Raw genomic sequence first — 13,930 nt, 5'->3', positions numbered from 1 at the left:
GCCCTCCCGCACAAACATGCAGGTCACAGGTTCCTGGCAGCGGCCGGCCCGGCAGGCGATCGAGCGGGACGACAAGGCGGCTCGAAGACGGTCTTCACGGCCGACTTGTAGACGGCGGCGAAGGCTCGGCCGGCGTTGTCGTCACCCGCCCATCCCTCCATGAGCACTGAGCTCCGTGTAGAGCAACCCCAGCATGTCGTAGATCAGGTCCCGCAACCGCACCATGGACCACGAAGCGTTGACGTTGCTCCCGGCCTTGTGTTGAAGATTTAAGACTTCCCCGCGCCCTCGGCCACTAGGCTGTTCGATGGACCGTACACGTTCCCGAGGGGAGGAGCCCCACCACACCGGGCACATGGAGCGTCTGTGGCCGATTCCTGTCGAAGACGGGCGCGGTGGCTGCCACCGCGTGGATCTGATGCGCTGTCAAGCCCTCTGGATTCGGCTCGTTCCCGACATAGGATGCCCAGGCTCCGTCAGCGTCCTTCCCGTCGGGTGGGTCTGCCAACGCCGTGGCCAGCACGATCCAGGCGGCTTTGGCGCCGCGTTCCGTGACGTGGAACCCCCACTGCCCCTGGGCCAGCTCGTTCACGATGCGCAGGCCCCGTCCCCGCTCGACGAGCGACCCGCCCGCCCCATCCGCCGGTTCGGTATCGGGCGAGGGCGTGGCACCGAGGTACAGACCCGTGGGGAGCAGAGGATCTCCGTCGTGGATCTCACAGATGTACCTCCCGGCAGCCGAGTGGACGTACACCTCGTACGGGCCACAGGCGTGCTCGTGCGCGTTCGCCACGAGCTCCGAGACGGCCAGGACGCCGTCACTGACGACGTCCCCGGACAGCCCCAGGTCCTTGAGGACACGTCGCAGAACCGCGCGGGCTTCGCCGGTCGGGTTGGGAGTGCGGTCGGTCCAGCGGTACACGAGGCCGAGAGCGGCGGATGGCGCGCTGATCATCGGGCGACGGACCTCCTGTGGGTGACAGCGATGGCCTTCTCCCGGGACTGCGGCGTGGTCGCGGAAGTGCAGCCAGTACGCCGCTGAGAGGCATACGGCCGCAGGAAGCACCTGACTTCGGGCACGCGGCCCCGGAAGGATCGTGGCTCAAGCACCAGCCACGAGGCCGGTCGCGAGTCACGCACTCAACGATGGATGCCGGTGTCCCTGATGCTCATGGGCGTTTATGAGCGCAGGGGGTGCGAGCGGGCGACAGGGCCCTCCAGCGAGACCGCCGACCCGCCGCCGGCCTCAGCCTCCTCCCCTCTGATCACTGGGAGTATGGGCAGGTGAGTGCTGACGTGTTGGGACGCTGGGCGCCGGATCGTCCCGAGGATGTGGCCGCGGTCTTCGCCGAGGCGGACTTCCCGTGGTGGATCGCCGGTGGCTACGCGATCGAACTCGCGGTCGGCCGCGAGCTGCGCGCACACGGCGATCTCGACGTCCTCGTCCTCCGGCGCGACCAAGCCGTCGTACGTGAACTGCTGGCCGACTGGGACCTGTACGTGGCGGACCCGCCCGGCCAGGGGGAGCTTCGACCGTGGCGTCCTGGAGAGGTCCTTCAGCCGCCGCTCCACGACATCTGGTGCCGCCGCACGCCGAAGGCGCCGTGGTCGGTGCAGCTCATGCTGGACGAGGCCGAGGGCACCCAGTGGGTCTCGCGGCGCACCCCGGAGATCCGGCTCCCGATCGACCAACTCGGGCGAATGAGCGAGACGGGCATCCCGTATCTCGCGCCCGAGGTGCAGCTCTTCTACAAGGCGAAGGCGACCCGGGAGAAGGACGAGACCGACTTCGAAGCGGTACTGCCGCTGCTGGACGCAACGGCACGCGTCTGGCTGGCGGACGCGATCAAAGTGATCGCGCCCGACCACCCCTGGCTTCGTCGGCTCCTTCCGGTCAGCCGAACGTGAGCAGCGGAACGTCGTAGAGGTCGGGGTTCCGAGGCCGGGTCATCGTGGGCGATGTGACCTCCACGATCAGCAGTTCGCTGAGGAACTGGACCTTGGCGCTGAGGAGGTGGCTCGTCCTGCCGTCAGCCGACTGGGCCTTCAGGCCGGCGGAGACGTGGATGTGCGGGAGTATCCCGCCGGTGGCCGGGTCGTGGGCGAGCGTGCCCGCGCCGAACGCCTCGACGTTGGTGACGTACGTCTTCGCCCAGACCGGTGCGTCCGGGTCTGCGAGCTTCTCGCAGGCGCCCACGATCTCGGCCTCCGCGAAGGCTCCGATGAACGAGGGGATGTAGCCCTGGCGTACACCGTTGTCCCGGCAGAAGGTGGACAGCGCCTCGAAGAAGTCCTCCCCGTGGTCGAAGGTGACGCCGAAGGTACGGCCGACGGTCAGCTCGTGAGCACGCATGTGCGGGTGTCTCCTGACGAGGTGGGATCAGCGGGCGGAGGCGGTGGTGAAGGTCTCGCGGACCGCCGCCCCGTCGGCGCCCTGGCCGAGCAGGGCGCGCAGCAGGAGCCGCGCCTGGTACGGGCCGAGGCCTCCGGCGCCGATGAGCCCGCGGCCGAGGAGGTCCTTCTCGGAGCCGGGGAAGCCGTACCCGTCGGACAGGACGGGGCCGTTGCCGAAGACAGGCTCATCATCGAGGTCTTGTACGCACGTTGGCGCCGGGAAGGGGCGGCCCTCAACACCACCTGATTCGCTGCAAGGACGCCTCCGGGAAGTACACGCCGAAATACGCCCCGCTGAAGCATCGGAAAGTGGGCGAGTGGCGAGATATACCCGTACCCGCTTCCCTTGAGCCGTTCATCGATCGACTTCCGGTCCGCAATGCAAGCGGCGGATTGCCGTATCCCGATCTTCTGCGCAAGTCGTGGGACCGTGCCATCAGGCGACTCGATCTGCCCGCATACAAGCCGCACGACTTGCGTCGCAAATGGACCAGCGCGGCTCTGACGAACGGTGTGTCCGTTCACGAAGTGTCTCGCTGGCTCGGACATCGTTCGATCAAGGTCACGGTGGACCGCTATGACCACCTCACGCAGGACGGCCGGGAGCGCTGCCGTCAGGTCGTGGAGGCGGCCGTGGGGCCGTATATGCTCACAGCAGGCCGAGCGACCGCAACACGCGGTGCTGGCTCGGTGCTGGCTTGACCGGCCAGAAGATGTAGCAGACGCCCCCCGTACCGCTTCTGACCTTGCCGTTTGCGTCGTACCTCTTCGTACGCAGCCAGATGTTCTCCCACTCGCGCCGCCGGTAGACGCGGCGGACGGCCTGGTTGGTCGGGGACGCGGGGTCGTTGGCGACGACGTCGCCCTCGGCGGTGAACCCGATCACGGTCATCAGGTGCCCGGCGGTGCCGTAGCCCGCGCCCGTCAGCTCCCCCTCCAGGAACGACTGGGACGTGATCGCCGGGATACCCGCCTCGATGAGCGTCTCCAGGTCGGTGAGCGAGTGCAGTCGGGTCACGACGGCGTTCAGGTCGTCGTAGGTGGCGGCGTAGGCGGCGTTGAAGGGCCAGTTGCCGCAGCCCTCGTACTGGCTGTCGTAGGTGAAGCGGGCCGCGTGGCAGACCTGCGGATCGGCGTACTCCGGTTTCACCCAGGCCAGTTCCGCGGCGGTGGGGCGGCGGCCCCAGTACTCGACGATCATCTGCGAGGAGGTGGGGCTGCACCATGCCTCGCCGCCGTTGTCGTACTCCGGGTACCGGCCGATGTGGGTGTTCTGCGAGTAGCGCGGGACGATCAGCTCGCGGGCCACGCGGGGCTCGGAGGCGGGGACGGTGAAGCGGTCCGGAACGTCCGAGGCCATCGCGCCGAGCCGCCACACGGTGGGCGTACGGCGACTGCCGGGGGCCCGGTGGAGGGTCAGGCGCAGCCGGTAGGACGCCAGGCGCAGGCCGCTCGCCGCGTCCCGGACCGCCAGGGTGTCGGTCCAGACGCTGCTCCTGCCGTCGCTCTGGCCGTCGACCGAGGTGCGCCGGATGTCACCGTCACCCGCCGCCCAGCGGCCCATCACGTACCAGGGTGTGTCGGTGCCGTCCGAGTAGCGGCAGGACAGCTCCACGGTGATCCAGGTCCCGGCGGGCGTGTCGGCGTTCCAGGACGCGATCACCTCTGTCGCCGGGACGGCCGGAGTGTGCCGGGGCGAGGTCCAGGTGGCGTACTCCCAGGAGGCCGTACGGCCGGTGTGCGGGTCGGTGTAGTCGGCACGGCCCGACGGGGCGTCGATCGCCAGGCCGGGGCGGCTGCCCGCCACGGCCCGTACGCCGTCGGCCGTGCCGTGGCTCCAGTCGGCGCACGAGGCCCAGAAGCGGTTGTCGACCTGCGGGCGGCCGGTGACGGCGGTGGGCGGCTCCGCGGCCGGGTCGGCGGGCGGTGGCGCGGAAGCCTTGGCCGCCGCGGTGGCCGGGTTCGCGGAAGCGACGACGGTGGCGGCGGTGGCGCCCGCCGTGGCGAGGGCCGCGGCGAGCACGGTTCTGCGCGAGGTGGCGTCGGGCATACGGGGATCCCCCTGTCGGGTCGGCTGCGGTCGGCACGAGTCGATCACGTAACGATGTCGGCGCGCGCCCACTATCGCTGGCGGACCCCCGCTCCGCCAGGCAATCCGCGCCGCGTCGCCGGACAACCGCCCTCCGGCCGCGCCGTGGCGGCCTCTGTAGGGTGGCGGCATGTCCGACGGAGCCCCCGCGCCCGGTCCCGCCCGCCCGGCCGGCCTGGACGCGCTCGCCGCCGAACTGCGGGCGCTGCCGCCGTCCTGCGGGCCCGTCCGGCTCGTGGCCGTCGACGGGCACGCCGGGTCCGGCAAGTCGACGTTCGCCGCGCGGCTCGCGGCGGCCCTCGGCGGTGCGCCGGTCCTCCACCTCGACGACCTCGCCACGCACGACGAGCTCTTCGCGTGGACGGGCCGTCTCCGGCAGCAGGTGCTCGATCCGCTGAGACGCGGCGAGGCGGCGGAGTATCACCCGTACGACTGGATTTCCCGTCGGTTCGGACCGCCGAGGCGACTGCCGCCCGCACCGGTCGTCCTGGTCGAGGGCGTCGGTGCCGGACGCCGCGCCCTCCGCCCCCACCTGGCACGACTCCTCTGGATGGAGCGCGCTCCGGAGGCGTCCTGGCGCAGGGGCCGGCACCGGGACGGACCTGCGCAATCCGCCTTCTGGGACGGATGGACAGTGGCGGAGACCCGCCATTTCGCTCATGACCCGTCCCTGCCCTTCGCCGACACGCTGATACGTGAGTGCCGCGAGGGGTACGTGTGGCTCCCGAGGCACCCCCCGACAGCGGATGAGGAGCCAATCCGTCACACAACGTGACGATGGTGGACGGCTGTACGGAGCGGTCGGAAATCAGCCGCTCAGACTGCCTCAACTTCGCTTGACCGACGAGCCGTACAGGTCTTACGTTCTCAATGTGCGGCTTTTCGGAGTCGCCGCAGACGCGAAGCCCCCGGTTGTTCCCCCGTGATCGGGGGCTTCGTTCTGCCCTTCACCCCCTCCCCCCGCGCCGCTCGACCAGTCGACGCTCACCCTGGGTCACCGCCGTCAGCGCCCCCGCGAGCGCTCCCCGAGCGCTGGTTGCGCCCTTAGTCGCACACCTTCTGCGCAGGTACGATGCCACCCGGTGCGGTCAATACCCGTCCAAGAAAAGGCGATTGGGAATGCTTCCGGCGGGCGCCCGCCCGGCGGGACGGCTCCGGGGACACGTGTTGTGGGGGACCCGATGGACATCGGCACGCAGGGCACACAGGCCCCGGCCGACCTCGCCTGGCTGCGCGGCGTGGACGCGTACACCATGGGCGCGTATCCGCAGGCCGAGGAGGAGTTCCGGGCGGCTGTGCGGATCGACCCCGGCATGGCCGACGCCTGGCTCGGGCTGCACGCCCTGCGGGTCGACACGACCACCGCGCTGCTGCGCATGTACCACCACCGCGACCGGTTCGGTGAGCAGCGGGCGCGGCACCGGCGGACGCTGAACTCCTGGTACTGGCTGGGCTGGTGGGTGCAGCCGGTGCTGGAGAGCGCGCGCGATCTCCTGCTGGCGCACGCCTCGCACTGGCTGGACGGCCGCCATGTGCCCGAGCTCGACCGGGCGCTGGCGGGGCTGCCGCCCGTGGACACCGACCCGCAGGTGCGGTTCCTGCACGCCTGCCGGGCGTACCTGGTCAAGGACTGGGACCAGCTCGTACGGCACACGGAGCCGCTCGTCGACGACCCGCTCCTCGGGATCGAGGCCGGGCTGTTCGGCGGCATGGCGCGGGTGCGGCTGGAGATGTACGGGCAGGCGGAGCCGCTGCTGTCCGCCGCGCTGATGCGGTGCCGCAGCGAGCAGCCGCAGCGCAAGGAGCTGCGCTACTGGCTGGCGCGGGCACATGAGGGCACCGGGCGCACCGCCGCCGCCCTGCCCCTGTACCGGGCGGTGCACCGGGTGGACCCGGCGTTCATGGACACCGCGGCGCGGCTGGCGGCGATCGCCGAGTACGACGGATTCGACGGTACGGCGGACGAGGCCGCCGGGCTGGCCGCGGTGTCCCTCGCGGGCGCCGGGACCGACGGCGGCACGGACGTGCTGGACGCGGGGGTGGACGGGCAGGAGGGGCCGGGCCCGGAGATCCCCTCGCAGGCCGCTCCGGGGGCCGGCGCAGGCTCCGTCCCCGGGGGCGCCGGACTGGGCGGAGGCCCGGCCGGCTCCGGCCCTCCCGCCGCGCCCGTACCGCCCGGCGGGGCGCGCGAGAAGGCGGCCGGCGGAGTGCCCGGGCGGCCGGCTGCCCCGCCCTTCCCGACGAGCCCCACCGACCCGGCGCTCCTCGCCGAGGCCCTGGCGGAGCTGGAGCGGATGGTCGGTCTGGAGCCGGTGAAGCGCCAGGTCAAGGCACTGTCGGCACAGCTGGAGATGGCACGGCTGCGCGCGGCGCAGGGGCTGCCCGTACAGCCGCCGAAACGTCACTTTGTCTTCTCCGGTCCCTCCGGCACCGGGAAGACCACTGTCGCGCGGATTCTTGGGCGGGTGTTCTACGCGCTCGGGCTGCTCGGAGGCGACCATCTGGTCGAGGCACAGCGGGCGGATCTGGTGGGTGAGTTTCTGGGCCAGACCGCGGTGAAGGCGAACGAGCTGATCGACTCGGCGCTGGGCGGGGTGCTGTTCGTCGACGAGGCGTACTCGCTGTCCAACTCGGGCTACAGCAAGGGCGACGCGTACGGGGACGAGGCCCTGCAGGTCCTGCTGAAGCGCGCCGAGGACAACCGGGACCATCTGGTGGTGATCCTCGCCGGCTACCCGGAGGGCATGGACCGGCTGCTGGCGGCGAACCCCGGGCTGTCGTCCCGCTTCACCACCCGGGTGGACTTCCCGTCGTACCGGCCGCTGGAGCTGACGGAGATCGGGAAGGTCCTGGCGGCGGCGGACGGGGACATGTGGGACGAGGAGTCCCTGGACGAGCTGCGCTCGATCAGCGGGCATGTGGTGGACCAGGGGTGGATCGACGAGCTGGGCAACGGACGGTTCCTGCGGACGCTGTACGAGAAGTCGTGCGCGTACCGGGACCTGAGGCTTTCCGGGTACACGGGCACGCCGACCCGCGAGGACCTCTCGACGCTGCGGCTGCCGGACCTGATGCAGGCGTACGGCGAGGTCCTCTCGGGCCGTGGGCCCAGTACCCGGGGGCCGCAGGAGCCGCCGCCGACGGGGTACTGACCCTGCCGCGGTGCCCTCCCCGGCGTGGCCGGTGCCGTCATGGGCGACCGCGGGCCGGGGTACCTACACCTGGAGGGTCTCCGGGTGGCGGTGGGAGGGGTCTCGGACCTCGCCCACCAGCATTTCCAGCATGTCCTCAAGGGCGACCAGGCCCAGTACCCTGCCCGACGCGTCCGCGACCTGCGCCAGGTGGGTCGCCGCCCGGCGGAGGACCGTCAGCGCGTCGTCCAGGGGGAGTTCGGCGCGCAGGGTGGCCATGGGGCGCCAGATGTGCTGGGGGACCGCGCGGTCCGGGTCCTCCATGTCGAGGACGTCCTTGACGTGCAGGAAGCCCAGGAACGCGCCGCCGCCTTCCGCGAGGATCGGGAAGCGGGAGTAGCCCGTGCGCACGGTCAGGTCCTCGATCTGGGCCGGGGTGACCGACGGGGGCACCGTCACCAGGGCCGTGCCGGGGATCACCACGTCACGGACCGGCCGGGTGCCCAGTTCCAGGGCGTCTCCCAGGCGCTCCCGCTCGGCGGGGGCCAGCAGCCCGGCCTGGCCGGCGTCCTCGACGAGGCGGTTCAGCTGCTCGCTGGTGAAGACGGCCTCCACCTCGTCCTTCGGTTCCACGCCGAATGCCTTGAGGATCCCGTTCGCGCAGGCCCCCAGCGCCCTCGTCACCGGTACGCACAGCCGCGCGAATCCGACCAGCGCCGGGCTCAGCCACAGCGCCGTCTTCTCGGGTGCCGCCATCGCCAGGTTCTTCGGGACCATCTCGCCCACCACTAGGTGCAGGAAGACGACCGCGGCCAGGGCGATGACGTAGCCGAGGGGGTGGACGAGGCCCTCGGGGAGGTGGACGGCGTGGAAGAGCGGCTCCAGGAGTCGCGCCACCGTGGGTTCGGCGACGGCGCCCAGTGTGAGGGAGCAGACCGTGATGCCGAACTGCGCGGCGGCCATCATCTGCGGAAGGTTCTCCAGGCCGTGCAGGACCCTGCGGGCCCGCTTGGAGCCGAGCTGCTCGATCTGGCTGCGGCGGACGGAGACCAGAGCGAACTCCGCGCCCACGAAGAAGCCGTTCGCGAGGACCAGAAGGGCGGCCAAGAGGAGTTGGAGGGCGTTCACCGGGCCGCCTCCGCGACATCCGCGGTACGGACCAGACGCACGCGCTCGGCGCGGTAGCGGTCCACCTGGCGCACGGAGAGGCGCCAGCCCGGCAGCTCGGCGTGGTCGCCGGGGGCGGGGATGCGGCCCAGCAGGTCGGCGACGAGCCCGGCGACGGTCTCGTACGGGCCTTCGGGCACCTCCAGACCTATGCGTTTCAGCTCGTGGACGCGGCAGCTGCCGTCGGCGTCCCAGGCCGGGTGGCCGTCCTCCACTGCGACGGCGGCGAGTTCGGGCTCCTCCTCCCCTGCCGCGTCGTGCTCGTCGCGCACCTCTCCGACGAGTTCCTCGACGATGTCCTCCAGGGTGACCACACCCGCCGTACCGCCGTATTCGTCGACGACGACGGCGATGGGCTGTTCGCTGCGCAGCCGCTCCAGAAGTGCCTGGGCCGGCAGGGTCTCGGGGACGAGCAGCGGCGGGACGGCGATACGTGCCACCCGGGTGCGCAGGCGGTCCCGCGCGGGGACCGCGAGGGCGTCCTTCAGATGGACCATGCCGACGATCTCGTCGATGCGTTCGCGGTACACCGGGAAGCGGGACAGGCCCGTCGCGCGGGTCAGGTTGAGGACGTCCGCGGCGGTCGCGTCCGACTGGAGGGCGCTGACCTTCACCCGGGGCGTCATGACGTGCTGTGCCGTGAGTCCGCCGAGGGAGAGGGTCCGTACGAAGAGGTCCGCGGTGTCCTGTTCGAGGGCGCCCGCCCGCGCCGAGTGCCGGGCGAGGGCGACCAGTTCGCCGGGGGTACGGGCGGAGGCCAGCTCCTCGGTGGGCTCGACGCCCAGGAGGCGCACCAGGCGGTTGGCGACCGTGTTCAGCAGCGCGATCATCGGGCGGAAGACGGACGAGAACGCGTACTGGGGGCCCGCCACGAACCGTGCCACCTGGAGTGGCCGTGACACCGCCCAGTTCTTGGGGACGAGTTCGCCGATCACCATCTGTACGGCGGACGCGGCGAGCATGCCGATGGCCACGGCGACGCCGGGGACGGCACCGGCGGGCAGTCCGGTCGCGGTGAGCGGTCCGTTCAGGAGCCGGGCGAGGGCCGGTTCGGCGAGCATGCCGACGACGAGCGAGGTGAGGGTGATGCCCAGCTGGGTGCCGGAGAGCTGGAAGGACAGTTCCCGCAGGGCCTTGACGACGGTACGGGCCCGTCGGTCGCCGTCGGCGGCGGCGCGTTCGGCGTCGGCCCGCTCCACTGTGACGAGGCCGAACTCGGCCGCCACGAAGAAGCCGTTGGCGAGGATCAGAAGGAATGCCGCGCAGAGCAGCAGGAGGGGGATGGTCATGCCGCCGCCTCCTCAGGTGCGGAGGGGGCGGCGCAGGTACTACCGGACGATCCGTCCATTGCCGGAGGGAGTCACTCCTCGGGTCGCAGGTGCCCCGCCGGCCCGACCGCTGCCGTGTGTGCGGGGCGGGGCGCAGTCGGCGCCGCCGCGACAAGAGTAATCGGCCCCGGCCGGGGCAGGGCAGAGGGCGGCGCCCGGTCGCGGGGCCGTCAGCGCTGCCCGGATCCCGTACCACGGCTCTCGGCCAGGGCGCGCAGCGTCTGCGCGTCACGGATGGCCTGTGCCTTGCCGATGCCGGGCTGGATGCCGAGTGCGGGCAGGCTCGTGCCGTCGCTGAGGTCGAGGAAGACCCACGGGTCGCCGACGCGCAGGTTGACCCGGAGGATCTCCGCCCAGGCCAGGCGGCGGGTCCGGGTCAGGTTGACGACGATGACGCCGTCCTCGTCGGCGACGACCTTGGGGCGGCTCAGCAGGATCAGCACCCCGTAGAAGAGCGCCGCCGTGAGGATGAAGCTCATCCGCTCCCCCGGGTGCAGCCGGTCCAGCGTCACGGCGACGACCGTGATGACGGCGAACATCGCCGCGCCGATGGTGAGGAGGACGGCGCGGGTACGCCTCGGCCGGAAGGTGACGGGGAGGGAGGGGGGTTCGGTGGCTGCGTCGCGCATGGTGGGGCGTCGGCTTCCGGTTCCGGGCTCAGAGGCGGCAGGCGTGGATCTCTGTGGTGAGGATGGCCCGGGCGCCCAGGGCGTACAGGTCGTCCATGATGCGCTGCGCCTCCTTCGCGGGGACCATGGCGCGGACGGCGACCCAGCCCTCGTTGTGCAGCGGGGAGACCGTCGGGGACTCCAGGCCGGGAGTGAGGGCGACGGCCTGCTCCAGGTGCTCGGCGCGGCAGTCGTAGTCCATCATCACGTAGCTCCGGGCCACCAGGACGCCCTGGAGGCGGCGGAGGAACCGCTGCACCTCGGGGTCGTCCGTGGGGGCGCCGGTGCGGCGGACCACGACGGCCTCGGAGGTGAGGATGGGCTCGCCGACGACCTCCAGACCGGCGTTCCGCAGCGAGGTGCCGGTCTCCACGACGTCGGCGATGACCTGGGCGACGCCGAGCTGGATGGCGGTCTCGACGGCCCCGTCGAGGTGGACGACGGAGGCGTCGATGCCCTGGTCGGCGAGGTGCTTGGCGACGATGCCCTCGTACGAGGTGGCGATGGTCATCCCGCCGAAGCCGGCCGGGCCGGTGGCCGTGCCGGGCTTGGTGGCGTACCGGAAGGTCGAGCGGGCGAAGCCGAGTTCGAGGATCTCCTCGGCGTTTGCGCCGGAGTCCAGCAGCAGGTCGCGGCCGGTGATGCCGATGTCGAGCTTGCCGGAGCTGACGTAGATGGCGATGTCCCGGGGGCGGAGGTAGAAGAACTCCACTTCGTTGTCCGGGTCGACCAGTACCAGTTCCTTGGACTCCTTGCGCTGCTTGTAGCCGGCCTCATGGAGCATCGCCGACGCAGGTCCGGACAGTGAACCCTTGTTGGGGACGGCGATGCGCAGCATGGTGCGGGCTTCCTTTGCTTCGGAGTGGTTCGGATGTTCCGAGGGGGGGTGGTGCGGGGGGGGGATCAGAGGTGGGCGTAGACGTCGTCGAGGGAGATCCCGCGGGCGACCATCATCACCTGGACGTGGTACAGCAGCTGCGAGATCTCCTCGGCGGCGGCTTCCTTGCCCTCGTACTCGGCGGCCATCCACACTTCGGCGGCCTCCTCGACGACCTTCTTGCCGATGGCATGGACGCCCTTGTCCACCAGCTCGGCGGTGCGGGAGGTGGCGGGGTCGCCGGTCTTCGCCTTGAGCTCGAGCTCGGCGAAGAGCTCTTCGAAGGTTTTGTTCGCCATGATGTCCTAAGAGTACGGGAGCCGGGGCACCCACTCAGCGCCAGGGTTCGCTGACCGTGCGCAGTGTCATCGCGGTGGCGACGGCGGCGGTGACCGCTTCGTGGCCCTTGTCCTCGTTCGAGCCCTCCAGACCGGCGCGGTCGAGGGCCTGCTCCTCGGTGTCGCAGGTGAGGACGCCGAAGCCGACCGGGACGCCGGTGTCGACGGAGACCTGTACGAGGCCCTGGGTGACGCCCTGGCACACGTAGTCGAAGTGGGGGGTGCCGCCGCGGACGACGACCCCGAGAGCGACGACCGCGTCGTAGCCGCGGCCGGCGAGGACCTTGGCGACGACGGGCAGCTCGAAGCTGCCCGGGACGCGGAGCACGGTCGGCTCGTCGATGCCGAGCTCGTGGAGGGCGCGCAGCGCACCGTCGACCAGGCCGTTCATGATCTTCTCGTGCCACTGGGCCGCGATGACCGCGACACGGAGGTCGCCGCAGTTCTTCACGGTCAGTTCGGGTGCGCCCTTGCCGCTCACGTTTCTCCTAGGTGTGGTGGTGCCTACTGCTTGCTCTGTACTGGTGGGGTGGTGCTCGCTACTGGGCGACGCAGGGGGACACGTCGGCCGCCCCGTCGAGCCACGGCAGGTCGTGGCCCATGCGGTCGCGCTTGGTGCGCAGGTAGTGCAGGTTGTGCTCACCCGCCTGGACGGGCATGGGCTCCCGGCCCGCGACGGTGATCCCGTGGCGGACGAGGGCGGAGGTCTTGTCCGGGTTGTTGGTCAGGAGCCGGACGCTGCGGACCCCGAGGTCGGCGAGCATCTGGGCGCCGGCGGCGTAGTCGCGGGCGTCGGCGGGGAGGCCGAGCTCCAGGTTGGCGTCGAGGGTGTCGCGACCGCGCTCCTGGAGTTCGTACGCGCGGAGCTTGGACAGCAGGCCGATGCCGCGGCCCTCGTGGCCACGCAGGTAGACGACGACACCGCGGCCCTCCTCGGTGATCCGCTCCATGGAGGCGTGCAGCTGGGGGCCGCAGTCGCAACGCAGCGAGTGGAAGACGTCGCCGGTGAGGCACTCGGAGTGGACGCGGACGAGGAGGTCCTCGCCGTCGCCGATGTCGCCGTGGACGAGGGCGACGTGCTCGACGCCGTCGACGGTCGAGCGGTAGCCGTACGCGGTGAAGTCGCCGTGCGCGGTCGGCAGCCGCACCTCGGCCTCGCGGCGGACGGTCGGGAGGCGGACACCGGTGTCCCGGTGGGCCGCCGGGGCGGAGCCGCGGCGGTAGGCGATCAGGTCCTCGATGGAGATGATCGTCAGGCCGTGCTTGCGGGCGAACGGGACCAGCTCCGGCAGCCGCAGCATGACGCCGTCCTCGCCGGCGATCTCGACGATGGCGCCGGCCGGGCGGAGTCCGGCGAGGCGGGCCAGGTCGACGGCGGCCTCTGTGTGGCCGTTGCGGACGAGGACGCCGCCGGGCTGGGCGCGCAGCGGGAAAACATGGCCGGGGCGGACGAAGTCGGACGCCTCGGCGGTGCCGTCCGCGAGGAGCTGGAGGGTGGTGGCGCGGTCGGACGCGGAGATGCCGGTGGTGACGCCGTGGACGGGGGCCGCGTCGACGGAGACCGTGAAGGCCGTCTTCATCGACTCGGTGTTGTCGGTGACCATCTGCGGCAGCTGGAGGCGGTCGAGCTCGTCGCCCTCCATGGGGGCGCAGATGAGGCCGCGGCACTCGCTCATCATGAAGGCGACGATCTCGGGCGTCGCCTTCTCCGCGGCGATGACGAGGTCGCCCTCGTTCTCGCGGTCCTCGTCGTCGACGACCACGACGGGCCGGCCGGCCGCGATGTCGCGGATGGCCTGCTCGACGGGGTCGAGGGTGAGGTCGGTGGTGTCCCACACGGTGAGCTCGGGGGCGGTGGTCATGCTGCATCCCTTTCGTTCGCTTCGTCGCCCGCGCGGCGCAGAGGTGCGGACATCGTGAGCATCTGCGGCCCGGCGG

Annotated in this window: 15 protein-coding genes; 5 read left to right on the top strand and 10 right to left on the bottom strand. The window is 71.4% G+C overall.

The window, feature by feature from the left end:
* Positions 1 to 295: 295 nt before the first annotated feature.
* On the bottom strand, positions 296 to 955 hold the full coding sequence (locus FVS66_RS00975) for an ATP-binding protein (RefSeq protein WP_149179027.1): 660 nt from the start codon (positions 953 to 955) through the stop codon (positions 296 to 298).
* Between the two features lie 329 nt (positions 956 to 1,284).
* Between FVS66_RS00975 and FVS66_RS00970 the strand changes: the two genes are divergently transcribed.
* Positions 1,285 to 1,908, top strand: coding sequence for a nucleotidyltransferase domain-containing protein (locus FVS66_RS00970; RefSeq protein ID WP_149179026.1), 624 nt, complete (start codon positions 1,285 to 1,287; stop codon positions 1,906 to 1,908).
* Here the strand turns inward: FVS66_RS00970 and FVS66_RS00965 are convergent.
* Positions 1,895 to 2,353 carry a PPC domain-containing DNA-binding protein gene (locus FVS66_RS00965; RefSeq protein WP_009311896.1) on the bottom strand — a complete coding sequence of 153 codons (459 nt, stop codon included), beginning with the start codon at positions 2,351 to 2,353 and terminating at the stop codon, positions 1,895 to 1,897. The two genes, FVS66_RS00970 and FVS66_RS00965, sit on opposite strands and share 14 nt — an antisense overlap.
* Between FVS66_RS00965 and FVS66_RS36700 the strand changes: the two genes are divergently transcribed.
* Positions 2,342 to 2,641, top strand: a complete 300-nt coding sequence (locus FVS66_RS36700; RefSeq protein ID WP_187645323.1) for a hypothetical protein — start codon at positions 2,342 to 2,344, stop codon at positions 2,639 to 2,641. The two genes, FVS66_RS00965 and FVS66_RS36700, sit on opposite strands and share 12 nt — an antisense overlap.
* A 62-nt stretch (positions 2,642 to 2,703) precedes the next feature.
* Entirely contained in the window at positions 2,704 to 3,096 is a 393-nt protein-coding gene (locus tag FVS66_RS36695; RefSeq protein WP_187645322.1) for a tyrosine-type recombinase/integrase, read from the top strand.
* Here FVS66_RS36695 and FVS66_RS00950 read toward each other — a convergent pair.
* Positions 3,044 to 4,444 carry a peptidase C39 family protein gene (locus FVS66_RS00950; protein WP_149179024.1) on the bottom strand — a complete coding sequence of 467 codons (1,401 nt, stop codon included), beginning with the start codon at positions 4,442 to 4,444 and terminating at the stop codon, positions 3,044 to 3,046. The two genes, FVS66_RS36695 and FVS66_RS00950, sit on opposite strands and share 53 nt — an antisense overlap.
* A 169-nt stretch (positions 4,445 to 4,613) precedes the next feature.
* Here FVS66_RS00950 and FVS66_RS00945 point away from each other — a divergent pair, with 169 nt between their 5' ends.
* Together FVS66_RS00945 and FVS66_RS00940 are read left to right on the top strand one after the other, a co-directional pair.
* On the top strand, positions 4,614 to 5,258 hold the full coding sequence (locus FVS66_RS00945) for a hypothetical protein (protein WP_149179023.1): 645 nt from the start codon (positions 4,614 to 4,616) through the stop codon (positions 5,256 to 5,258).
* A 406-nt stretch (positions 5,259 to 5,664) separates the two neighbouring features.
* The gene (locus tag FVS66_RS00940; protein WP_149179022.1) at positions 5,665 to 7,635 is read left to right on the top strand and encodes an AAA family ATPase; all 1,971 of its coding nucleotides are present in this window, start codon (positions 5,665 to 5,667) and stop codon (positions 7,633 to 7,635) included.
* Between the two features lie 63 nt (positions 7,636 to 7,698).
* Here FVS66_RS00940 and FVS66_RS00935 read toward each other — a convergent pair whose 3' ends face one another.
* The 7 genes from FVS66_RS00935 to FVS66_RS00905 all read right to left on the bottom strand — a co-directional run bounded on the left by FVS66_RS00935 (position 7,699) and on the right by FVS66_RS00905 (position 13,854).
* Positions 7,699 to 8,742 (bottom strand): hemolysin family protein, encoded by a 1,044-nt coding sequence (locus tag FVS66_RS00935; protein WP_149179021.1) that lies wholly within the window; start codon positions 8,740 to 8,742, stop codon positions 7,699 to 7,701.
* Entirely contained in the window at positions 8,739 to 10,070 is a 1,332-nt protein-coding gene (locus tag FVS66_RS00930) for a hemolysin family protein (RefSeq protein ID WP_149179020.1), read from the bottom strand. The genes FVS66_RS00935 and FVS66_RS00930 overlap by 4 nt, the downstream gene beginning before the upstream one ends.
* A gap of 209 nt (positions 10,071 to 10,279) precedes the next feature.
* Entirely contained in the window at positions 10,280 to 10,738 is a 459-nt protein-coding gene (locus FVS66_RS00925; RefSeq protein WP_149179019.1) for a PH domain-containing protein, read from the bottom strand.
* 28 nt (positions 10,739 to 10,766) lie between these two features.
* Positions 10,767 to 11,615, bottom strand: a complete 849-nt coding sequence (hisG, locus tag FVS66_RS00920) for an ATP phosphoribosyltransferase (RefSeq protein ID WP_149179018.1) — start codon at positions 11,613 to 11,615, stop codon at positions 10,767 to 10,769.
* A 65-nt stretch (positions 11,616 to 11,680) separates the two neighbouring features.
* Positions 11,681 to 11,953, bottom strand: a complete 273-nt coding sequence (locus FVS66_RS00915; protein ID WP_031078175.1) for a phosphoribosyl-ATP diphosphatase — start codon at positions 11,951 to 11,953, stop codon at positions 11,681 to 11,683.
* Positions 11,954 to 11,987: 34 nt separating this feature from the next.
* Entirely contained in the window at positions 11,988 to 12,473 is a 486-nt protein-coding gene (ribH, locus tag FVS66_RS00910) for a 6,7-dimethyl-8-ribityllumazine synthase (RefSeq protein ID WP_149179017.1), read from the bottom strand.
* 58 nt (positions 12,474 to 12,531) lie between these two features.
* Complete coding sequence (locus tag FVS66_RS00905) at positions 12,532 to 13,854, bottom strand: bifunctional 3,4-dihydroxy-2-butanone-4-phosphate synthase/GTP cyclohydrolase II (protein ID WP_149179016.1); 1,323 nt, start codon at positions 13,852 to 13,854, stop codon at positions 12,532 to 12,534.
* Between the last annotated feature and the right edge of the window lie 76 nt (positions 13,855 to 13,930).

Source organism: Streptomyces sp. TRM49041, assembly GCF_008271805.1.
Classification (GTDB): domain Bacteria; phylum Actinomycetota; class Actinomycetes; order Streptomycetales; family Streptomycetaceae; genus Streptomyces.
The sequence above is the reverse complement of the archived record's forward strand: the minus strand, read 5'-3'. Positions and strand labels throughout refer to the sequence as shown.